The 22632-nt window shown below is 63.3% G+C and carries 17 protein-coding genes; 6 read left to right on the top strand and 11 right to left on the bottom strand.

Annotation, left to right across the window (positions count from 1 at the left end):
• Positions 1-3: 3 nt before the first annotated feature.
• Positions 4-894: a LysR family transcriptional regulator gene (locus IWW33_RS08555; protein ID WP_046785072.1), complete on the bottom strand. Its 891-nt coding sequence runs from the start codon at positions 892-894 to the stop codon at positions 4-6.
• 86 nt (positions 895-980) lie between these two features.
• Between IWW33_RS08555 and IWW33_RS08560 the strand changes: the two genes are divergently transcribed.
• From IWW33_RS08560 to IWW33_RS08575, 4 genes are all read left to right on the top strand, one after another.
• Positions 981-1313 (top strand): SMR family transporter, encoded by a 333-nt coding sequence (locus IWW33_RS08560; protein ID WP_046785071.1) that lies wholly within the window; start codon positions 981-983, stop codon positions 1311-1313.
• Positions 1314-1389: 76 nt separating this feature from the next.
• Positions 1390-2565 carry an FAD-dependent oxidoreductase gene (locus IWW33_RS08565; RefSeq protein WP_115273452.1) on the top strand — a complete coding sequence of 392 codons (1176 nt, stop codon included), beginning with the start codon at positions 1390-1392 and terminating at the stop codon, positions 2563-2565.
• Positions 2562-3374, top strand: a complete 813-nt coding sequence (locus tag IWW33_RS08570) for an aldo/keto reductase (protein WP_046785069.1) — start codon at positions 2562-2564, stop codon at positions 3372-3374. Before IWW33_RS08565 ends, IWW33_RS08570 begins: the two co-directional genes overlap by 4 nt.
• Before the next feature lie 50 nt (positions 3375-3424).
• Positions 3425-4393, top strand: coding sequence for a metal ABC transporter ATPase (locus tag IWW33_RS08575; protein ID WP_115273451.1), 969 nt, complete (start codon positions 3425-3427; stop codon positions 4391-4393).
• Positions 4394-4425: 32 nt separating this feature from the next.
• Here IWW33_RS08575 and hldE read toward each other — a convergent pair whose 3' ends face one another.
• Both hldE and msbA read right to left on the bottom strand, forming a co-directional pair.
• Positions 4426-5847 carry a bifunctional D-glycero-beta-D-manno-heptose-7-phosphate kinase/D-glycero-beta-D-manno-heptose 1-phosphate adenylyltransferase HldE gene (gene hldE, locus IWW33_RS08580; protein ID WP_039602848.1) on the bottom strand — a complete coding sequence of 474 codons (1422 nt, stop codon included), beginning with the start codon at positions 5845-5847 and terminating at the stop codon, positions 4426-4428.
• Positions 5848-5977: 130 nt separating this feature from the next.
• Entirely contained in the window at positions 5978-7786 is a 1809-nt protein-coding gene (msbA, locus tag IWW33_RS08585; RefSeq protein WP_046785175.1) for a lipid A export permease/ATP-binding protein MsbA, read from the bottom strand.
• Positions 7787-8015: 229 nt separating this feature from the next.
• On the opposite strand from msbA, the gene IWW33_RS08590 reads away from it, so the two are divergent.
• On the top strand, positions 8016-8621 hold the full coding sequence (locus tag IWW33_RS08590) for a hypothetical protein (RefSeq protein ID WP_039603331.1): 606 nt from the start codon (positions 8016-8018) through the stop codon (positions 8619-8621).
• A gap of 54 nt (positions 8622-8675) precedes the next feature.
• Here IWW33_RS08590 and IWW33_RS08595 read toward each other — a convergent pair whose 3' ends face one another.
• From IWW33_RS08595 to putP, 8 genes are all read right to left on the bottom strand, one after another.
• A complete protein-coding gene (locus IWW33_RS08595; RefSeq protein ID WP_046785067.1) occupies positions 8676-9449 on the bottom strand; it encodes a hypothetical protein in 774 nt (257 codons plus the stop codon).
• 67 nt (positions 9450-9516) lie between these two features.
• Positions 9517-10473, bottom strand: coding sequence for a glycosyltransferase (locus IWW33_RS08600; RefSeq protein ID WP_115273450.1), 957 nt, complete (start codon positions 10471-10473; stop codon positions 9517-9519).
• Positions 10474-10521: 48 nt separating this feature from the next.
• Positions 10522-11925: a PIG-L family deacetylase gene (locus IWW33_RS08605; RefSeq protein ID WP_115273449.1), complete on the bottom strand. Its 1404-nt coding sequence runs from the start codon at positions 11923-11925 to the stop codon at positions 10522-10524.
• Positions 11922-12818 carry an antimicrobial resistance protein Mig-14 gene (locus tag IWW33_RS08610; RefSeq protein WP_115273448.1) on the bottom strand — a complete coding sequence of 299 codons (897 nt, stop codon included), beginning with the start codon at positions 12816-12818 and terminating at the stop codon, positions 11922-11924. Before IWW33_RS08610 ends, IWW33_RS08605 begins: the two co-directional genes overlap by 4 nt.
• Positions 12818-13948, bottom strand: coding sequence for a glycosyltransferase (locus tag IWW33_RS08615; RefSeq protein WP_115273447.1), 1131 nt, complete (start codon positions 13946-13948; stop codon positions 12818-12820). The genes IWW33_RS08610 and IWW33_RS08615 overlap by 1 nt, the downstream gene beginning before the upstream one ends.
• Positions 13932-15689, bottom strand: a complete 1758-nt coding sequence (locus tag IWW33_RS08620) for a carbamoyltransferase (RefSeq protein WP_115273446.1) — start codon at positions 15687-15689, stop codon at positions 13932-13934. The genes IWW33_RS08615 and IWW33_RS08620 overlap by 17 nt, the downstream gene beginning before the upstream one ends.
• A gap of 184 nt (positions 15690-15873) precedes the next feature.
• Positions 15874-16710, bottom strand: coding sequence for a 23S rRNA (adenine(2030)-N(6))-methyltransferase RlmJ (gene rlmJ / locus IWW33_RS08625; protein WP_115273445.1), 837 nt, complete (start codon positions 16708-16710; stop codon positions 15874-15876).
• A 129-nt stretch (positions 16711-16839) separates the two neighbouring features.
• Positions 16840-18318, bottom strand: coding sequence for a sodium/proline symporter PutP (gene putP / locus IWW33_RS08630; RefSeq protein ID WP_119688171.1), 1479 nt, complete (start codon positions 18316-18318; stop codon positions 16840-16842).
• A 356-nt stretch (positions 18319-18674) separates the two neighbouring features.
• On the opposite strand from putP, the gene putA reads away from it, so the two are divergent.
• Complete coding sequence (gene putA / locus IWW33_RS08635) at positions 18675-22628, top strand: trifunctional transcriptional regulator/proline dehydrogenase/L-glutamate gamma-semialdehyde dehydrogenase (RefSeq protein WP_046785059.1); 3954 nt, start codon at positions 18675-18677, stop codon at positions 22626-22628.
• Positions 22629-22632: the final 4 nt, after the last annotated feature.

Raw genomic sequence — 22632 nt, forward strand, 5'->3', positions numbered from 1 at the left:
AGTTTACCCGATCGCGCGCAAGTGCACCGCAAAGCGCTCGGCCAGCCATTGCGCGGCGGGCCCCAGCGGTTCGTCACGGCGCCAGGCCAGTTCGACGACCAAGGCCGGGGGCCGCCATTCGCTGGCCAGCTCGACCATGTGCGCCTGGTAGGTCGGGTATTGCACCACGTGGCGTGGCAGCCACGCCCAGCCCAGCCCTCGCATCAACAGCTCGGCCATGGCGTAGAAGCTGTCGGCGCGCCATACCTGCGGGCTGATCGCTTCGCCGCCGGGGTAGCCACTTTGCTGCGGGGCGATCAGCAACTGGCGGTAACGTGCCAGCTGCTGGCGTGTGACGCGGCTTTCACGCGCCAATGGATGATCCACCGCGCACACCGTGACCATCTCCACGCTACCCAGGGCACGCCGCTCCAGTGAGGCAGGCATGCTTTCATGGTGGAAAAACAAACCCAGGTCTGCACGTCGCTCCACCAGCTTGCGCGCTACATCACCTTGGGCACCGCTGGCCAGTTGCACTTCCAGAAAAGGGTAATGACTGGCCAGTTCGTCGAGGCTGTCGATCACAGGTTGATAAGGCATGGCTTCATCCTGGGCCACCCGCAACAAGGCTTCCTGGCCACGCATCAGGGCCAGAGCGCGGCCATCGAGCCGTTCGCACTGGCGCAGCAGTTCGCGGGCATCCTCCAGCAGCGCGGTACCGTTTTCGGTCAGCCTGGGCTGACGGCCGCTGCTGCGCTCGAACAAAGTGACGCCGAGGTCCGCTTCGAGCATTGCAATGGCATTGCTGATGGCTGACTGCGCTTTGCGCTGCTCGCGGGCGACGGCAGAAAACGAGCGCAGTTCGACGACGCGCACAAAGGTACGCAACTGCTCGAGGCTCCACTGTTCGGCCATCAACCTATCTCCCAGAGTGATAGGTAATGACTTTACCGCATTCAGGGACACTCTAGAATGCCCGCCCAGAACCGGAGGAACGAACCATGAACGCCTACACCTACCTCGCCATCGCCATTGTCGCCGAAGTCATCGCCACAGCCTCCATGAAGGCTGTGAAAGGCCTGAGCACGCCATTGCCCCTGCTGCTGATGGTGGTCGGCTATGCCATCGCGTTCTGGATGCTGACGCTGGTGGTGCGCAGCATTCCGGTGGGTATCGCCTATGCGATCTGGTCGGGGCTTGGGATTGTGCTGATCAGCGTGGCGGCGCTGGTGATCTATGGGCAGAAACTCGATGTGCCGGCGATGCTGGGGATGGCGATGATCGTTGGCGGCGTGGTGGTGATCCAGTTGTTCTCCAAGACTGCCGGGCATTGATGGGGCCTGTCGGCGATGAGCCAAGCCAGGCATAGCCTGTATACTTGCCAGCTGTCCCAGACTTCGAGGTACCGCCATGCCATCCGCCATTTCCACTGACGTGCTCATCGTCGGCGCCGGGGTCGCAGGCCTGTGGCTCAATGCCCGCCTGCGCCGCCTGGGTTATTCGACAGTGCTGGTGGAGCGCGCCAGCCTTGGCGGCGAACAGACCATCAAGTCCCAGGGCATCATCCATGGCGGTACCAAGTACGCCCTGCACGGTGCGTTGACGGGGGCCTCGGAAGCCATCGCCGACATGCCACGGCGCTGGCGCGAAGCCGTGGCCGGCAGCGGCGAACTGGACCTGAGCCGCACCCGCCTGCTTTCCGACGCCCACTACCTGTGGTCGCCCGGCACCCTGGCCGGCAACCTCACCAGCTTCTTCGCCAGCAAAGCCGTGCGCGGCCGGGTTGACCAGGTCAAGGGGGACCAGTTGCCTCCCGCACTGCAGGACCGCGCCTTCAAAGGCAAGGTGTATCGCTTGGCCGAACTGGTGATCGATGTCCCCAGCCTGCTGGCCAACCTGGCTGAACTGGCTGGCGACTCCTTGCTCGCCGGTGAGCACATCGAGCCCCTGCGTGAAGGTGATTCACTGGTTGGCCTGCGCGTGGACGGCCGTGAAATACGGGCCCAGCGCATCGTGCTCAGTGCTGGCGCGGGCACCGAGGGCCTGCTTCACGCCCTGGGCCTTGAGCAACCGGCCATGCAAACACGGCCGCTGCATATGGTCATGGCCAAAGGCCCTAACCTCAAACCACTGTATGCCCACTGCCTGGGCGGCGGCCCCAAGCCGCGCGTCACCATCACCACCCACCCCGCAGCCGATGGCCAATGGGTCTGGTACCTGGGCGGCGACCTGGCTGAAGCCGATGGCGTAGCACGCGACACGGCGGCACAGATTGCCGCAGCCCAGAAGGAAGTCAGCCAGCTCTTGCCGTGGGTAGATCAACGCCTGGTCCGCTGGGCCACGCTGCGGGTCGACCGCGCAGAGCCTGCACAATCGGGCCTGGTGCGGCCCGACAACGCGTTCCTCGCCGACCAGCAGCGCCTACTGGTGGGCTGGCCGACCAAACTTGCCCTGGCGCCCGACTTCAGTGACCGTGTGCTGGCCAGCCTGGAACGTGACGGCATCCGCCCAAGCGCCCAGGCCGAGCTTGCAGGGCTGCCACGCCCGCCACTCGGCGTGCCCGCCTGGGAGCAACTGCTGCCATGACCTTGCCGACCCTGCACGACTTCTACCGCCCGCTGGGCAGCACAGGCTTGAAGGTGTCCCCTCTGGGCCTGGGCACGGTCAAGCTTGGCCGCGACCAAGGCGTGAAGTACCCCACCGGGTTCACGATCCCCGGCGATGACGAAGCGCGCCTGCTGCTGGCCCAGGCGCGCGAACTGGGTATCAACCTGATCGACACGGCACCGGCCTATGGCCGCAGCGAAGAGCGCCTGGGGCCGCTGCTGCGCGGCCAGCGCGATGAATGGGTGATCGTCAGCAAGGTTGGCGAAGAGTTCGAAAACGGCCTGTCGCGCTTCGACTTCAGTGCAGCCCACACCCGTCTTTCGGTCGAACGCAGCCTGCGCCGGCTGGAAACCGACCGTATCGAACTGGTGCTGGTGCACTCCGATGGCAACGACCTGGAGATTCTCGAGCAGCAAGAGGTCTACCAGACCCTCGCAGCCCTCAAGCAAGAGGGCAAGATCCTCGGCTACGGCCTGTCGGGCAAAACTGTCGCCGGCGGGCTGAAGGCACTCGAGCAGGGCGACTGTGCCATGGTCACCTTCAACCTCAACGAGCAGGCAGAACGACCGGTACTGGACTACGCTGCCGAGCACGGCAAAGCCATTCTGGTGAAGAAGGCCTTGGCCAGTGGGCATGTCTGCCTCGCACCTGGTGTCGACCCGGTACACGCCAGCTTCGAACTGCTGTTCGCCCACCCTGGCGTCAGCAGTGCTATCGTCGGCACCATCAACCCGTTGCACCTGGCCCACAACGTGGCCACGGTCGCCCGCATTTTGGGCCAGCATTGAGTTGTCCCCACCCCGGGCCTGGAGACTGACCCGACGCAAGGAGGAGCCTCGTGCCGCGTACGCTGATTCGCAAGAACCCGAGCAACTTCAAAACACTGCCATTGCATGTCGAAGCCACCTCCGAGAGCCTGGTCTACCAGAGCATCGGCATGCCGGTGAACTTCGCCCAGACCCAACAACGGCGCCGGGCCATCCAGCTACCCGATAACCAGCGTTTCGTAGCTGAACTGGCCAACCTGGGTGTATCGGTACGCCTGACCCTGCACTGGCAGAACCGCGACTACTGGGTACTGGTGCGTCAGCGCCGCCAGGACCGGGGCGACGTGGTGCTTAAATTGATTTCAGGGTATGTCCCGGCTCAGGAGCTCAACCTGCCGCTGCACACCGCGGTACAGGAAGTGGCGGAAGAGTGCCTGCTGGAAACGCCGGAAGGCTGGCTGGGTGGTCGCTTCAACGACACCTGGCTACCTGCACCTTACGCTGCTGCCCTGCACTACCGGGAAGCGCTGCCGTTCGTGCTGACGCCGGAATCGGGTGCCGCCCGGCCGGTGCATTGCGGCAACCTGATGTTGCTGGAGCGCCCACGGGCCTACGTGCACCTGCCTACGGCATCGCTGCAACTGATCTACGACATGCGCCTGCAAGTACCCAGGGACGCCAAGAAGCTGAGCCTGTTCCATGTCGATGAACGCCTTGAAGGTGATCAGCTGGTCGCCCGGCTCAACCGTAAACGGCCCGACCTGTACCTGATGCCGGTGCAGGACGGTCAGCCGCAGGCCGAGCTGTATACATTGAGGAAAGATGAACTGGTGCCGGCCAGTACCCGCGGGCTGTACCTGGCGGAGAGCTTTGCCCGGCAGGACGGGTGGGTGGTCGCGGACGAGCGGATACGCTGGAAGGACTGGGTAAAACAGCAGGGGCTGGTGGAGCGCAAAACCGCAAAGGCTTCACACCTGCGACGCTTTGGCGACAAGGCGCGGGCACTGCTGGAGCGCGCGCGCACCTCGCTGAACAAATGAATATCCGGGGCCGCCTTACGGCCCCGGGCACATCAGTTCTTGCGGATTTTTTCGACTATCGCGGTCGTCGAGCTGTTCTCGACCAAGCCCAACACCTTCACGGTGCCGCCGTAGCCCTTGACGATATCGGCACCCACCACCTGGTCGATACCGTAGTCACCGCCCTTGACCAGCACATCCGGTTTCACCTGGCTCAGCAGGTTCTCCGGCGTACCTTCAGGGAAGCTGATGACCCAGTCCACCGCGCCCAGCCCAGCCAGCACGGCCATGCGCCGATCGACACTGTTGATCGGGCGGCCAGGGCCCTTCAGGCGGCTTACCGAGGCATCGTCGTTGACCGCGACGATAAGACGATCACCCTGGGCACGCGCCTGCTCGAGGTACGTCACATGCCCTGCATGCAGGATGTCGAAACACCCATTGGTGAACACGATCTTCTCGTTGTGCGCACGCGCATCGTCGATGGCCAGCAGCAATTGCTCCAGGCCCAGCACGCCACGCTCGGAACCTTCCTCGCGCTGGATCGCGCGACGCAGCTCAGGTGCGCTGATCGCTGCAGTACCCAGTTTGCCAACCACGATGCCAGCCGCAAGGTTGGCCAGGGCGACCGCGTGGGGCAGGTCTTCACCGGCCGCGATGGCCGCAGCCAGGGTGGAAATCACGGTATCGCCAGCGCCGGTCACATCGAACACTTCGCGGGCACGGGCCGGCAGGTGCAGCGCCGGCTGGCCGGTGCGCAGCAGGGTCATGCCGTGCTCGCCACGGGTCACCAGCAACGCGCCCAGGTCAAGGTCCAGCAGCAGCTGCAGGCCCTTGGCGACCAGTTCGGCCTCATCGGCGCAGCGGCCGACAATGGTCTCGAACTCGCTGAGGTTCGGCGTGATCAGGCTGGCACCGCGGTAGATGGAGAAGTCCTTGCCCTTGGGGTCGGCCAGTACCGGAATACCCTTGGCACGTGCGGCCTCGATCAGGCTCTGATGATTTTTCAGTGCGCCTTTGCCGTAGTCGGACAACACCAGCACCTTGACACCCTCGAGCAGGCTCTCGACTTCGGCGCCCAGCGACAGCGGGTCAGTGGCGAACGGCTCTTCGAAATCGATGCGCAACAGCTGCTGGTGACGGCTCATGACCCGCAGCTTGACGATGGTCGGCTGGTGCGCAATGCGCTGGAACACCGAACGCACCCCCGCAGCCTGCAGGCTGTTGGCCAGGCTGTCGGCGGCCTCATCCTGGCCGGTAACGCCGATCAGTGCCGCCGGGGCACCGAGGGCGGCGATGTTCAACGCAACGTTGGCCGCGCCGCCGGGGCGATCCTCGATCTGATCGACCTTGACCACCGGCACTGGCGCTTCAGGCGAGATACGCGAAGTACCGCCATGCCAGTAGCGGTCCAGCATGACATCGCCGACCACCAATACCGGGGCTTGATCGAAACGCGGCATGGACAACTTCATGGGCAACCCATATGAAAATAATGAACAGGGGCAGGATATTAGCACAGGGTAGGCGACGGCTTTACGGCCAGATCGGGCCCTGGAAAATTCCGGTGACAATCGGGGCCGTACGGCCCCGATCAAGGGCAACTCAGGTGATATCGGCCTTCGCCGGCTCGTCCAGCCCCATGGCGTGCAAGCGGGCATAATAGCCATTGGCTGCCAGCAGCTCGGCATGGGTACCGCGCTCCACCAGGCGGCCCTGGTCCATCACCAGGATCTGGTCGGCTTTTTCGATGGTCGACAGGCGGTGCGCGATCACCAGCGTGGTGCGGCCCTGCATGACATGGTCCAGGGCAGCCTGGATATGCCGCTCGGACTCCGTGTCCAGTGCCGAAGTCGCTTCGTCGAGGATCAGCAGCGGCGCGTTCTTCAACAGGGCCCGGGCAATCGCCAGGCGCTGGCGCTGGCCACCGGACAGCAGCACGCCGTTTTCACCCACGTCGGTGTCAAAGCCCTTGGGCAGCTGGTCGACGAACTCCTTGGCATAGGCATCGGCAGCCGCAGCTTCGATGTCTGCGCGCGGCGCGCCGGCCAGGTCGCCGTAGGCAATGTTGTTGGCCACTGTGTCGTTGAACAGGGTCACATGCTGGGTCACCTGCGAAACGTGCCGGCGCAGGTTGCGCAGGCGGTAGTCTTCGATCTCCACGCCATCGAGCAGAATCTGCCCCTGATCGTGGTGATAGAAGCGCGGGATCAGCGCCGCCAGGGTCGACTTGCCGCTACCAGAGCGCCCGACCAGTGCGATCATCTGCCCAGGCTCGGCGGTAAAGCTGATGTCGCTCAGCACTTCGCGATCGGTACCTGGGTAGGTGAAGCTCAGGTTGCGTACTTCGAGGCGACCGGCCACCCGCTCCTTCTCGATCGTACCGCGGTCGATCTCGGGCTGCTCGTCGAGCTGCTCGAAGATGCTTTCAGCACCGGCAAGGCCTTTCTGGATGGTCGAGCTGACCTCAGAAAGCTGGCGGATCGGCTTTGGCAGCAGGCCCGCAGCAGTGATGTAGGCCACCAGATCACCGGCGGTCGAGTCGCCCCGCAGGAACAGCACCAGGAACATCAACGCGGCCATGGCGCTGTAGATCACCAGTTGCAGCATCGGCGTGTACAGGGCGCCTGTCTTGGTCATGCGCAGCTGTTTGTCGGTGTTGCTCTGGCTGGCACGGCCAAAGCGCTGCTGCTCGTAAGCCTCGCCGCCGAAGCTGCGCACCACACGGTAGCCCTGGATGGTTTCGGAAGCTACGTGGGTCACGTCGCCCATCGCCACCTGGATCTTCTTGCTCTGTTTACGGAATTTCTTGCTGGCGACGCTGACCATTACCGCGATCACCGGCAGGATGGCGACCATTACCAGGGTCAGGTGCCAGTTCATCCAAAGCAGGTAGGCAAACAGGAACACCACGGTCAGGCCTTCACGGATCACCACCTTGATTGCATCGGTGGCGGCCCCCGTTACCATGGTCACGTTGAAGGTGATGCGTGAAATCAGGTGCCCGGAGTTGTGATTGTCGAAATAGCGGTTGGGCAGTACCAGCAGCTTGTTGAACAACTCCACGCGCAGGTCATGCACCAGGGAAAGGGAAACCTTGGCCAGGAAATAGTTGCCGAGGAACGAACCCAGGCCCTGCCATGCGGCGATCAGGATGATCAGCAGCGGTACCGCCTGCAGCAATTGCAGGTCGCGCAAGTAGGGCACGTTGGGGAACAACACCGCTTCGGGGTTGCTCAGGCCATCGACAAAGTACTTGAGGATCCCGGCCAGCATTGGCTGGGTCGAGGCAAAGATCACGAAACCGATAATACTCAGCAGGAAAATGCCGATATAGGGTTTCACGTAGCTCAGCAACCGGAAGTAGATCTTCAGGCTGGAGGTGTGCTCCGCCGGTAGCGGTGTTTCGGCCATCATCGAGCTCGCTGTTCAGGTTGAACCGGAAATTTTACCACAGGCGTCATTTTCGGCACGCCTGCGAGGCAACAACATGCCAGGCCGGCGGCCCACAAGGCCGGCGCCCGGTTTTTTTCGTACGGTATGAGCCCCCCCTGGTCAGTCAAAAGAGACCAACGTGGTGCTGGAGGATTATTTTCGGCATTATTGCCGGTCATTTTGCTCGCCAGACGACAAGGCTCAACTCATGCAATGCTCTCGGCTCACCCAGGTCGACTTCGATCAGCTGACACTTGGCGCCCAGATACTGGAGGCGGACAGCCATGGCGCCAAAGTCTACCTGCTTGAGGATGGTAACTTCCTCAAGGTTTTTCGGCGCAAGCGTCTGATTTCATCTGCGCTGCTGCGCCCCTACTCCCAGCGCTTCGTGGACAACGCTGCGCGCCTTGCGCAGCTGGGCATCCCTACGCTCGAGGTAATCAGCCAGCACAAGCTCGACCTGCCGGGCAGAACAGCGGTGCTGTACCGGCCATTGCCGGGGCGCACGCTGCTGCAGATGTCGCGGGACGAAGGCTTCAGCTGGGACATCTACCTGCCCCGCCTGATCACCCTGATCCGCCAGTTGCACCGTAGCGGCGTGTACTTCCGCTCGCTGCACCTGGGCAATGTGGTGGTCACGCCCGACCAGCAGCTGGGCCTGATCGACGTTGCGGACATGCGCTTCCTGCGCCCGCCGCTGTCTGCCCGTATGGTTCGACGCAACGTGCAACATATGGTGAGTTACATCGCACGCGAGAAACTGGGCGACCGCTTCCCCCTCGCCGATTTCCAAGCGGCCCTGCTGGCGCGTTGAACATCAGCCCGGCAGCGCCTGGCAGGCCGTTGAAAAAACCTGCCAGGCGCGGTGTCAGTGCACGAAGATGGATATACCCATACCTGCCAAGGCACCGATCACCAGCGTCAATGCGAGCTTGACCCGGTCGCGATTACGCCGCTTGGCCTTGCGGTGCACTTCTTCAGGCACGGTGACGTGGCTGCCAAAGCCTGTGTGCAGTACCGCGTCACCCTCCAGGGTCACCGCTGTCAGTTTCAACTCCGCGTAACGGCGCGACAACGCCTTCTCGCCGGCATAGGCGGCAAATGGCGCACAGCGCTGATAATCGCTCAGCCGACGCAAGCCCGGGTTGAGGGAAAAGGCCTGCCATTCGGCTTTCTCGGAGTGCAATGGATAGCACGGCACGCCGGCGATCACCTGGCGATCCCCCAGATGAATGTAAGGGCTGTGGATCGACAAGTCATGGGCGTGGCTGCGCAACCAGACTTGCAGCACATCGGGGCTGACCTCGAGGATCGCCTTGGAGTCTTCGACGAAGGCCTGGCGATAGAAGCGCCAGTCGTCCTCGCAATGGAAGATGTAAGCCGTCTTCACATGGCTGTACGCCAGGTCGATCGACGCCAGCTGCCCAAGCTTGGGGCGGTTGACGAACACCGTGCAGTGGGGTTTCCAGTGCTCGGGTACGGCACCGTGAACAGCGTCGTCACCGGAGTCCTCGGTAATGAAGACCTCGCGAATGGGCGCTGTGTTGTAGCGATCGAAGCTCTCAAGGGTTTCCTTGAGCAGATCGAACCGACCGCAGCTGGTCACGACAAGCGTGACATCACTATCATTTGAAAAGCGCACCGGACTCCCTCCGCGTTGCGACAACAGACTTTGCGTAGCCACTCCCTGGCCACGAAAGCTCTTTAGATTAAATGCCCAGCGTCAACCGCAGCCTCTGCCAGGCGGACAAGGGCGGGTGCGGCCTGAGTGCCGGGCGCATATGGTCGACGATGCTACGGCCAACTTCAGCGAAACTGAAGCGGGAAACCGCCAGGTCCCGCCCATTTTCCGCAATTTGCTGCGCCAGGCCCGGATCGGCGCGCAGGGTGCTCAGCTTCGCCTGGAGCGTCGGAATGCTGTCGTATAACACCACGTTGTGCATATCCTGCAGGCCCAGGGCGCTATTTTCTTCTGCCCCTTGGTCGAACGCCAGCAACACGCAGCCGCAGGCCATGGCCTCGAAGTTCTTGATCATGTACTCGCCCATGCCCACATCGGCACTGACGAAGAAACGGATCCGGTTGAGGGTGTTGCAATAGTCTTCGCCGGATTTGGTGCGGGTCACCACCAGGTTTTCCACCCGCCCCAGCTCATCCAGCAACGCCTTGCGCCCGCTGTAGGCAACACTGTTGGTACTGCCGACGAACGCCAGCTCGATATCACGCTCAAGCCCTTGGTCCGTGAGCAGGCGCTCGTCATAACCCTTGGGCACGAACACCGCATCGAAACCTTCCTGGCGCAGGCGCTCACTGACCATGTAGCCGGAACTGATCACCCGTGCCCACGGCAGCTTGCGGTAATGCGCACTGAACTTGCCGGTGTACTTGCAGGGGATGTAGTTCTGGTAGGCATCATGCTCGAGGATCACCAGGTTCGGCACGGTACGGATGAACGCCGCCTGGCGTATCTCCTGCTTGAAGCGCAGGAAGAAGACGATGCGGTCATAGCGCTCGACCTGCACTTCACGTTTGAAATAACGGCGCAGGTTGCGCTGGTCATCGCTGGTCAACCAGCGCAGGTCGCACTCACAGTTGGCCGCGACGCCGTCGTACAGGCGATCGAGGATCGCCCGCTGTTCCTTCTGCACCAGAAATAAGACTTTCATTGCTTTCCTTGGGCGCTCTGCGCCTTCGCGGTCAACCATCGGCATCATCTACAGCTCACGGCGCCAGAACAGTTCATGCCGGCGCACGGCCTTGCGGAAGAACTCGTTCTCACCGTAAGGCGATGGCCGGCGCCCGGCCAGCCAGCGCTGCAACAGCCGACGCACTCGGCGCTTGAACGGTGCGCCAGGTTGCAGGTCGTGCATCATGCCCAGGGCCATCGCCTTGTCGCGCTGCGTTGGCAGGTCCAGCACCAGGCTGCAGGGTGCCCACGGCTGGTCGGCACTCAATTGCGGTGGCAAGGCCACTCCATCGCCGCTGTTGCCCATGGGCCAGCGGTCGTTGTCGTGCAGATGGTTGGCATAGCACAGCAGCGTCTGCGGCTGCCACGCCAAGCCCTGCAGCGCCTGCATGACGGCAACATGGGCGCAGATGTGATCAGGGTGCGGGTCCAGTTGCGGGTGCGGCATGACCAGCACTTCAGGCCGGGCCATCTCCAGCAGCGCACGCAAGTCAGCCAGCAGGTTGTTCCAGGTTGGCGCGCCATCGCTGTCGGCCGGCAACCGCAACGGGTTGAAGCGACGGAACGGGCGGATATCGGCCATGTCGGCTTCTCGGGAAACGGCCGGCACATCGGGCGCTGCCTGCATGGCGGGCAGTTGCAGGCAGAAGTAGCCTAATTGCACGCAACGCGCCTCTGGCACCCCGGCCCAGCGCGGCACGGCAATGCTGTCCCAGGCGCGCAGACGGCCCTTCAGCCGTGCCGCCTCGGCCTTGCCCATGCCCATCTGCTGGTAGTGCTCTGTTTCGATTTCGCCAGCGGTCAAGGTCACCACCCAGGCTTCGTCCGCCTGGCTGTAAAGGCCATAGGCCGCCAGCTCGGCATCATCGGCATGCGGCGCGATCACCATCACGCGACGGCGCTGCGTTTCGACGCCGGCGGTTATCCACAGACGCGGCTGGCCCTGCAAACGACAGTGACGGCCGCGCACGCGCAGCGTACCGGCCTGCAGCGGTGCAGCCAGCCCGGTCAGGTTCAGGAAGCGAACGCCGTCGACACCGCGCTCGAACGCCTGCCGGTCAGCACACTCATCGGCCAGCAGCTCGACACACGGGTCGAGAAAACGCCCCAGCCATCCGCTTTTTACCCGCACTTCGAGGATCAGCGTTTCATTACCCTGCAGCGCCGCATCGACCTTGAGCACGCCGTCACGCAAGGTGACAGGCGCTTCGCCGGTCTGCTCGCCGAAGTTATAGGCGTAATCTTCGCCCGGTGCATAGAACAGATGATCAGCGAACCAAGCTTCGTGGGCAGCCCAGAGCAGCGGCAGCAGCAACAACGGCAGCCACCACCAGGCGAATACGCCCAGGGCAACCAGCACCGCCAGGCCGGCCAGCAGCCCCAGGCGCTTGTTGCGCCGGTGGCGCTTGAGCAACTGCTGTTTGCGGCTCACGCCTGGAACACCGGCACGGGGTTGCACCAACGGTCCTTGTACTCGCGGTCGGCACGGCCAAACGAGAAGCGCAGAGGTTTGTTGCGTGCGCGGGCATCGTCCCAGGCAGCTTGGGTGTTGAGGAAGCTCAGCACGCTGCCAGGGCTGAAGGCCTTGGTCTCAGGGTCGACGCCGCCGTTGACGTACTCGACACTGATCCACTGCGGCGCTTCGACCCGATAGACCAGCTGGATGGCGATGGGCTTGTCGTCGAGCAACAGCACCGAGCCGATCAGCAGCTCACGCAGGCGCTCGAGCACATCGGCCATACGCTCGGCACCGGTGGCCGGGAACCCCCAGCGGCGCTGGAACAGGTCGCAATACATGGCCGCGATCTGCTGGGTATTGAAATCGGTAATAGGGCGCACCACACCACCCGCCTCTTCCAGCAGGCGCAACTCGCGGCGCTGGTTGTAGCGGAATTTCTTCGACAGGTCTTCATGCGCCCGGGCCATCGCCAACTGCTCTTTCTGAGCCTTCAGGCCGCTGAAGCGCCCCTGGTTCAGCTCGGACAGGTAGCGCGCGGTATGGCGCAAGGGTGCGGCGGCATCGCCAGCGCCTGGCAGAATGATCTCGGCATTGCCCAGGTCAAACAGGCCTTTCTTGCCGGCACGCTTGAGCACGTCCTTGGACAGCGCCAAATGACGCCCCCAGGTCGCAACGCCAGCCTTCAGCTCGCCTGCCTGATGCCAGCCCAGGTAACGCACGGGTATCTGCGCCAGGTCCGCCAACTGCTCGATCACCAGCGGGTGCGTGGCAACGCTGCCACCGAAGCGTGCCCACGCCTCGGCGTAGGCGGCAGCGTCGATCACCTGCCATCCGCGTTCTCGCCAAGCCTGAATATGATTGAGCATCACTTGCCCACCACCAGCGCGCTTACCTGCGGCAGCTGCCAGAAGGCATCGCGCACGGCCTGATCGGAGAAACGCTCGCGCAGGCGCTGCAGCATGTGCGAGGCGCATGCATCGCGCTGCTGCTCGTCCAGCAACGCCATATGCTTCAAGCCTTGGGCCAGCTGCGAGGCATCGCCGAGCGGGAACAACACACCCACGCCCTCGACCACTTCACGAGCCCCGCCGCAGGCCGTTGCCAGCACAGGTACGCCGGCCACCATGGCTTCGAGCAGGACCATACCGAACGGTTCATGGTCGGAGCTCAGGGCAAACACGTCGAATGCCTGGAAGTAGTGGCGCGCATCCGGGACCTGGCCCAGAAAGTCGACTTGCCCGGCAATGCCCAGCTCGCCAGCCAGCGCCTTGAGCTTGTCTTCCAGGCGCCCCATGCCGAGGATCGCCAGACGAGCGCCGGCCGGCAGCTCAGGCAGGGCCTGGGCAAAGCCGCGCAGCAAGGTCGCCTGGTCCTTGTCCGGGTGCAGGCGCCCGACATTGCCGACGACCCACGCCTGCGCATCCAGGCCAAGGGCCTGACGCGCTTCAGCGCGCGGTACCAGTGCGGCCTGCAGGGCCTCGATGTCGATACGGTTGTACAGCGTCTGGATACGTTCGGCCGGCCACTGAGGCAGGCAACGGCGCATGTCGTCACGCACGGCGTCCGACACGCCAAGCAGGCTCAGCCGTTTGCTGAACAGGTTGGCGAACAGGCGCCGCCCCTTGCGCTCATAGTCGCCGAACGCATGGTGCACGCCGATCACCGGCAGGCCCGTCGCCAGCAAAGCCACGTAGATCGGCTTGAAACGGTGGGCGATGCAGAAGCTGAAATTGCGCTCGGCCGCGATGCGGCGCAGGGCGCGTATGGCGCCGAGCTTCAGGCCGCGGACGGCCTTGGAGCTGAATTGGAGGAACAGCACCTCGTCCGACGCGCAGCCAGCCGCAACCTGCGGGTCGGCGGCGCCGGTGAGAAATACCGTGGTGACCTTGTAGCCGCTGCCCTGGAACAGGCTGGCGTACTGACGGGCGCAGTCGAGGAACGGCCCGTCGTAGCCATGGCAGAACTGCAGGATGCGCGGTTCAGAGCGGCTGGTCATACGCGGCGGCGCCGTCCTTCACAACAAGAATGTCTTCCATGATCAGGTACTGCAGGTCCGAACCGAAGAACATGTTCAGCGCATCGGTCGGCGAGCAGATCATCGGCTCGCCACGGCGGTTGAGCGAAGTGTTCAGCGACACGCCATTGCCGGTCAGGTCTTCCAGTGCCTTCATCATGTCGTAGTAACGCGGGTTGTACTCACGCTTGAGCACCTGGGCACGCGAAGTGCCATCCTCGTGAACCACTTCCGGCACACGGGTTTTCCACTCTTCGGCCACTTCGAAGGTGAAGGTCATGAACGGCGCCGGGTGATCGATCTTGATCATTTGCGGGGCGACGGTGTCGAGCATCGACGGGCAGAAAGGTCTCCAGCGTTCGCGGAACTTGATCTGGTGGTTGATGCGGTCAGCCACACCTTCGACGCTCGGGCAGCCGATGATCGAACGGCCACCCAACGCGCGCGGGCCGAATTCCATGCGGCCCTGGAACCAGGCCACCGGGTTACCGTCGACCATGATCCGGGCGATCTGCTGGGGCATGTCGTCGAGCTTGCGCCATTTCGGCTGGTTCGGGTGACGGGCACAGGCGGCGATCACGTCTTCGTTGGAGTACGAAGGGCCGAGGTAGACGTGCTCCATCTTCTCGACCGGTACGCCACGGGCATGCGACACATAGGCCGCAGCACCGACTGCAGTACCGGCGTCACCGGAGGCCGGCTGGACGAACAGCTCTTTGACGTCCGGACGGGCGATGATCTTCTGGTTGAGCTTGACGTTCAGCGCGCAGCCGCCAGCGAAGGCCAGCTTGCCGGTTTCACGCAGGGTGTCGCCCAGGTAGTGGTCGATCATCTGCAAGGCCAGCTTCTCGAACAGCGCCTGCATGCTCGCTGCGTAATGGATATAGGGCTCGTCGGCAATGTCGCCTTCGCGCTTTGGGCCCAGCCATTCGATCAGTTTCGGCGAGAAGTAGAAGCCCTTGCCCTTCTCTTTATAGCGGCGCAGGCCGATGACGTTGGCATACTCGGTGTTGATCACCAGTTCGCCGTTCTCGAAGCTGGCCAGGCGGGAGAAGTCATATTTGCTGGCATCGCCATAGGGCGCCATGCCCATGACCTTGAATTCGCCATCGAGCATTTCGAAGCCGAGGAATTCGGTGATCGCGCCGTACAGGCCGCCCAGCGAATCCGGGTCGAAGAATTCCTTGATCTTGTGGATCTTGCCGTTTTCGCCATAGCCGAAGAAAGTGGTGGCGTACTCACCCTTGCCGTCGATACCCAGGATCGCGGTCTTTTCCTTGAAGCCCGAGCAGTGATAGGCACTGGAGGCATGCGCCAGGTGGTGCTCGACCGGCTCGATCTTGACTTTTTTCGGGTCGAAGCCCAGTTGCTCCAGGCACCAGACGATCTTCTTGCGGTAGCGCTTGTAACGGCGGTTGCCCATCAGGATCGCGTCGAGGGCACGGTCCGGGGCATACCAGTAGCGCTTGGCATAGTGCCAGCGAGCCTTGCCGAACAGGCTGATCGGGGCGAACGGGATGGCGACCACGTCGACATCGGACGGCTTGATGCCGGCCTGTTCCAGACAGAACTTCGCCGACTCGTAAGGCATGCGGTTCTTCGCATGCTTGTCACGCACGAAGCGCTCTTCTTCGGCGGCGGCAATCAGTTTGCCGTCGATGTACAGGGCCGCGGAAGGGTCATGGCTAAGGGCGCCGGACAGGCCAAGAATCGTCAATGCCAAGGGATTAGCCTCTTCATTCGGTAGAGATGCGCCAGCGGCCTCAGGGGCGGGTGGCGGCTAAAAGGCGGGATTATAACGCAAACACTTCCAACTGGCCCTATCGCCGGCAAGCCGGCACCGACAGGCGCGGCGCCGCGCAAAGAGCGGCGCCGCGGCGGCGACAGGGCCGGCCTGGGCACCCGCTTTATTCAGCGATCAGCCAGTCCATCCGGTAGCTGCCGGCCGTCTGCGCCAGTTCTCTGGCCAGCCAGGGCAGCAGTTCCTTGAGTTCTTCTTCCAGCCCCCATGGCGGGTTGGCAATTGCCAGGCCCGAACCATTGAGGCCCTGCGGGCTGTCCTGGTGGTGAACGTACAGCTCGACCCGCAGCAGCTTGGGCGCACCAGTGCTGGTCAGGTCCTGGTAGAACCGGGTGAGCGAGCGCTGGTCCTTGATCGGGTACCAGATGGCCGCGACGGTCTGGCGCATGCGGCCGATCGCCTCTTTCATCGAGGTGGTGCAACGTTTGAGCTCATCGGCCTGTTCGAACGGCGGGTCGATCAGCATGATCGCGCGCTTTTCCGGCACCGGCAGCAACGCCCGCGGCACATGCCAGCCTTCACCCAGGTGCACCACCACGCGCGGGTCTTTCTTCATGTTTTCTTTGAGCAGCGGCCCGTCTTCGGGGTGCTTCTCGTTGAGCAGGGCGCGGTCCTGCTGGCGCATCAGGCGGCGGGCCAGCTCCGGCGAGCCGGGGTAGTAGCGCAACTCGCCATCGCTGTTCAGGCGCTTGATGATGCGCAGGTAATCGGCGGCCATGGCCGGTAGATCATCGCGGTTCCACAGGCGCGCGACCCCTTCCAGGTACTCACCGGTACGGGTGGCCTGGTCGCCTTGCAGGTCATACAGGCCCAAACCGGCGTGGGTGTCGATATAGGCGAACGGCTGTTCTTTGCGCGACATCAGGGCGATGAGGCGGGTCAGCACGATGTGCTTGAGGACGTCGGCATGGTTGCCGGCGTGGAAGGCGTGACGATAGTTCATGGCAACTCCTGCGCGAGCGGCAAGTTTACCTTGCCTTGCCGGCGGAGTCAGGCCTGGCTGCCGATCGACAGCGCCCCGACCGCCGGTTTAGCGGCGGCCGGGGCACCTCGACCCGACAGGTGTCAGGTATTACTTTTCAGCGTGATACGCGGCATCAGCGGTTTCAAAGCGCGAAACCATGCTGCTCGACGGGCTGCTCAGCTTGCTCACCACGACAATGGCGATGCTGGCGAACAGGAAGCCCGGGATGATTTCGTACAAACCGATGGTGTCGAACTGTTTCCACAGGATCACGGTCAGCGCACCGACCACGATACCGGCCAGCGCGCCGTTACGGGTCATGCCTTTCCACAGCACCGAGATCAGCACGACCGGGCCGAAGGCGGCACCGAAGCCGGCCCAGGCGTAGGCCACCAGGCCCAGCACGCGGTTTTCCGGGTTGGCAGCCATGGCGATGGCGATCAGGGCCACGGCCAGCACCATCAGGCGACCGACCCAGACCAATTCACGCTGCGAGGCATTCTTGCGCAGGAAGGCCTTGTAGAAGTCCTCGGTCAGCGCACTGGAGCACACCAGCAACTGGCAGCTCAAGGTACTCATCACCGCGGCCAGAATGGCCGACAGCAGCACACCGGCCACCCAAGGGTTGAACAGGATCTTCGCCAGCTCGATGAACACACGCTCGTGGTTCTCGGTGACCGGGCCTGCCAGGTCAGGGTTCGCGGAGAAATAAGCGATACCGAAGAAGCCCACGGCGCAGGTACCGACCAGACACAGGATCATCCAGGTCATGGAAATGCGGCGCGCCTTGGCGATGGATTTGACCGAATCGGCGGCCATGAAGCGCGCCAGGATGTGCGGCTGACCGAAGTAGCCCAGGCCCCAACCCATCAGCGAAATGATGCCGATGAAAGAAGCACCCTTGAGCATGTCGAAGTGCGCCGGGTTCTGCGCTTCGATGGCCAGGAAGGTCGTGTCGAAGCCGCCCGTGGAGATCAGCACGATGATCGGGGTCAGGATCAGCGCGAAGATCATCAGCGAAGCCTGCACGGTGTCTGTCCAGCTCACCGCCAGGAAGCCACCGATGAAGGTGTAGGCGATGGTTGCCGCAGCACCGGCCCACAGCGCAGTCTCGTACGACATGCCGAAGGTACTTTCGAACAGACGGGCACCGGCGACGATACCGGAGGCGCAATAGATGGTGAAGAACACCAGGATGACGATGGCCGAAATGATCCGCAGCAGGCCGCTGCTGTCTTCGAAGCGGCTGGAGAAGTAGTCCGGCAGGGTCAGCGCATCGCCGTTGTGCTCTGTCTGCACGCGCAGACGGCCAGCGACGAACAACCAGTTGAGGTAGGCACCGACGGTCAGGCCGATGGCGATCCAGGCCTCGGACAGACCTGAAAAGTAGATGGCGCCCGGCAGGCCCATCAGCAGCCAGCCGCTCATGTCGGAAGCACCAGCGGAAAGCGCGGTGACAACGCTACCCAGGCTGCGACCGCCCAGAATGTAGTCGGAAAGGTTCTTGGTGGAGCGATAGGCGGCAAAGCCGATCAGTACCATTACCGCGATATAGATCACGAAAGTGATCGTTAGTGGATTGCCCATGCTTGTGCCCTGGCGTTTGTTTTTATTTCATGCACAACCGAATCGAGACGGTTGCACCCAGGCGGCGAATCCTATGCAACAACGTTAATAGGGTGCAACCACTTTTCGTCCGCCAGTTGCACCTTCTCGTGCATTTTCAGGTAATGCCGCTTTTTTGCTCCTTTATGGAGCAAAACCCGCGTTTTTCAGAACAAAACGCATCAGAAAAAAACGTATTTGAAGCGTAGGATCATTCATCGGACGAGTTGCACCTTTTCCGTCAAAAAATCGGGTTGCACCTGGTTGCACCCGAAATGTCCTACGGCTACTCTTGGCGTTAGCTTAGGCCACAACCGTGGCAATAACGAGGATAAGAAATGGCGACGACCACCCTTGGGGTCAAACTCGATGACCCTACCCGTGAGCGACTCAAGGCAGCTGCGCAGTCCATCGACCGGACGCCGCACTGGTTGATCAAGCAAGCAATCTTCAACTACCTGGAGAAGCTCGAGGGTGGCGCCACCCTGACCGAACTCAACGGTCAGGCCAACAGCCCGGCCGACGATGCCGGTGAAGTACAGCCCGACCATGCGCACCAGTGCTTCCTGGAGTTCGCTGAGAGCATCCTGCCCCAGTCGGTGCTGCGCTCGGCCATTACAGCCGCCTATCGCCGCCCCGAGCAGGAAGTGGTGCCGATGCTGCTGGAACAGGCGCGCCTGAGCGCGCCCCTGGCCGAGGCGACCAACAAGATGGCCGCCGGCATCGCCGAGAAGCTGCGCAACCAGAAGAGCGCCGGTGGCCGCGCCGGCATCGTCCAGGGCCTGCTGCAGGAGTTCTCGCTGTCGTCCCAGGAAGGCGTGGCGCTGATGTGCCTGGCCGAAGCCCTGCTGCGCATTCCCGACAAAGGCACCCGTGACGCGCTGATCCGCGACAAGATCAGCAGCGGCAACTGGCACCCGCACCTGGGCAACAGCCCGTCGCTGTTCGTCAACGCGGCCACCTGGGGCCTGCTGCTGACCGGCAAGCTGGTTTCCACCCACAACGAAGCCGGCCTCACCACCTCGCTCACCCGCATCATCGGCAAGAGCGGCGAGCCGATGATCCGCAAGGGCGTCGACATGGCCATGCGCCTGATGGGCGAACAGTTTGTCACCGGCGAGACCATCGCCGAAGCGCTGGCCAACGCCAGCCGCTTCGAGTCCAAGGGCTTCCGCTACTCCTACGACATGCTCGGCGAAGCCGCGCTGACCGAGCACGATGCGCAGAAATACCTGGCGTCCTATGAGCAGGCGATCCACTCGATCGGCAAGGCCTCCCACGGCCGCGGCATCTATGAAGGCCCGGGCATCTCGATCAAGCTCTCGGCACTGCACCCACGCTACAGCCGCGCTCAATACGAGCGGGTGATGGAAGAGTTGTACCCGCGCCTGCTGTCGCTGACTCTGCTGGCCAAGCAGTATGACATCGGCCTGAACATCGACGCTGAAGAGGCCGACCGCCTGGAGCTGTCGCTCGACCTGCTCGAGCGCCTGTGCTTCGAGCCTTCGCTGGCCGGCTGGAACGGGATCGGCTTCGTCATCCAGGCCTACCAGAAGCGCTGCCCGTATGTGATCGACTACGTCATCGACCTGGCCAAACGCAGCCGTCACCGCCTGATGATCCGCCTGGTGAAAGGCGCCTACTGGGACAGCGAAATCAAGCGCGCCCAGGTCGAGGGCCTGGAAGGCTATCCGGTCTACACCCGCAAGGTGTACACCGACGTTTCCTACGTCGCCTGCGCCCGCAAGTTGCTGGCGGTACCGGAAGCCATCTATCCGCAATTTGCTACTCACAACGCACACACTCTGTCGGCTATCTACCACATCGCCGGTCAGAATTATTACCCGGGGCAGTACGAGTTCCAGTGCCTGCACGGCATGGGCGAACCGCTGTACGAGCAGGTTGTAGGCAAGGTCTCGGAAGGCAAGCTTAACCGCCCGTGCCGCGTCTACGCGCCGGTCGGCACCCACGAAACCTTGCTGGCCTACCTGGTGCGCCGCCTGCTGGAAAACGGCGCGAACACCTCGTTCGTCAACCGTATCGCCGACCACTCGATCTCCATCCAGGAACTGGTCGCCGACCCGGTCGCCAGTATCGAGCGCATGGCCACCCAGGAAGGCAGCATCGGCCTGCCGCACCCGCGCATCCCGTTGCCGCGTGACCTGTATGGCAGTGAGCGGGCCAACTCGGCCGGTATCGACATGGCCAACGAACACCGCCTGGCGTCGCTGTCCTGCGCCATGCTGGCCACGGCCCACAATGACTGGAAAGCCACCCCATTGCTGGCCTGCGCCGCCAGCGAAGGCGCTGCCACAGCGGTACTGAACCCTGCAGATCATCGCGACGTTGTCGGCCACGTGCAGGAAGCCACCGTTGCCGACGTCGACAACGCCATCCAGTGCGCACTCAATGCCGCACCGATCTGGCAGGCCACTCCACCCGCCGAGCGCGCAGCGATTCTGGAGCGCACCGCTGACCTGATGGAAGCCGAGATCCAGCCGCTGATGGGCCTGCTCATCCGAGAGGCCGGCAAGACCTTCGCCAACGCCATCGCCGAGGTGCGCGAGGCCGTTGACTTCCTGCGCTACTACGCCGTGCAGGCGCGCAACGATTTCAGCAATGACGCCCACCGCCCACTGGGCCCGGTGGTGTGCATCAGCCCGTGGAACTTCCCGCTGGCCATCTTCACCGGCCAGGTGGCCGCAGCCTTGGCTGCCGGCAACCCGGTACTGGCCAAACCAGCCGAACAGACCCCGCTGATCGCAGCCCAGGCTGTGCGCCTGCTGCTCGAAGCCGGTATTCCGGAAGGCGTGCTGCAACTGCTGCCAGGGCGCGGCGAAACCGTTGGTGCCGGCCTGGTCGGCGACGAACGCGTCAAGGGCGTGATGTTCACCGGGTCCACCGAAGTGGCGCGCCTGCTGCAGCGCAACGTCGCCGGGCGCTTGGACAACCAGGGCCGTCCGATCCCGCTGATCGCCGAAACCGGTGGCCAGAACGCGATGATCGTCGATTCCTCGGCGCTGACCGAGCAGGTGGTGATCGACGTGGTGTCCTCGGCCTTCGACAGTGCCGGCCAGCGCTGCTCGGCCCTGCGCGTACTGTGCCTGCAGGAAGACTCGGCTGACCGCGTGATCGAGATGCTCAAAGGCGCCATGGCCGAAAGCCGCCTGGGCAACCCGGACCGCCTGGCCGTGGACATTGGCCCGGTGATCGATGCCGAAGCCAAGGCCGGTATCGAGAAGCACATCCAGGGCATGCGCGAAAAAGGCCGCCCTGTTTATCAGGTCGCCATCGCCGATGCTGCTGAAACCAAGCGTGGCACCTTCGTGATGCCAACGCTGATCGAGCTGGAGAGCTTCGATGAGCTCAAGCGCGAGATCTTCGGCCCGGTACTGCACGTGGTGCGTTACAACCGCCGCAACCTCGATCAGTTGATCGAGCAGATCAACAACTCCGGCTACGGCCTGACCCTCGGCGTGCACACCCGCATCGACGAGACCATCGCCAAGGTGGTGGAGAACGCCAACGCCGGCAACATGTACGTCAACCGCAACATCGTTGGTGCGGTGGTGGGCGTGCAGCCGTTCGGTGGTGAAGGCCTGTCCGGTACCGGCCCGAAAGCGGGTGGCCCGCTGTACCTGTACCGCCTGCTGTCGACCCGCCCGGCAGACGCCATTGGCCGTCACTTCCAGCAGCAGGATGGCGAAGGCAAACCGGACCGCACCCTGCACGATCAGCTGATCAAGCCGCTGCACAGCCTCAAGGCCTGGGCCGAGAGCAACCAGCAAGCTGACCTGGCCGCGCTTTGCAGCCAGTTCGCCAGCCAGTCGCAGAGCGGCATCGCCCGCCTGCTGCCAGGCCCGACCGGCGAGCGCAACAGCTACACCATCCTGCCACGCGAGCACGTGCTGTGCCTGGCCGACAACGAGGCTGACCTGCTGGCGCAGTTGGCCGCAGTACTGGCCGTCGGCAGCTCGGCGGTGTGGGCAGACAGCGAGCCTGGCAAAGCCCTGCGTGCCCGCCTGCCGCGTGAGCTGCAGGCCAAGGTCAAGCTGGTGGCGGACTGGAACAAGGATGAAGTGGCGTTCGACGCCGTGATTCACCATGGCGATTCGGACCAGCTGCGCAGCGTGTGCCAGCAGGTGGCCAAGCGTGCTGGTGCGATCGTCGGTGTGCACGGGCTGTCCAGCGGGGATCACCAGATTGCGCTGGAGCGGCTGGTGATTGAGCGGGCGGTGAGTGTGAACACCGCGGCGGCGGGGGGGAATGCCAGCTTGATGACCATTGGCTGATTGC

The organism is Pseudomonas sp. M2 (assembly GCF_015751845.1).
Classification (GTDB): domain Bacteria; phylum Pseudomonadota; class Gammaproteobacteria; order Pseudomonadales; family Pseudomonadaceae; genus Aquipseudomonas; species Aquipseudomonas putida_E.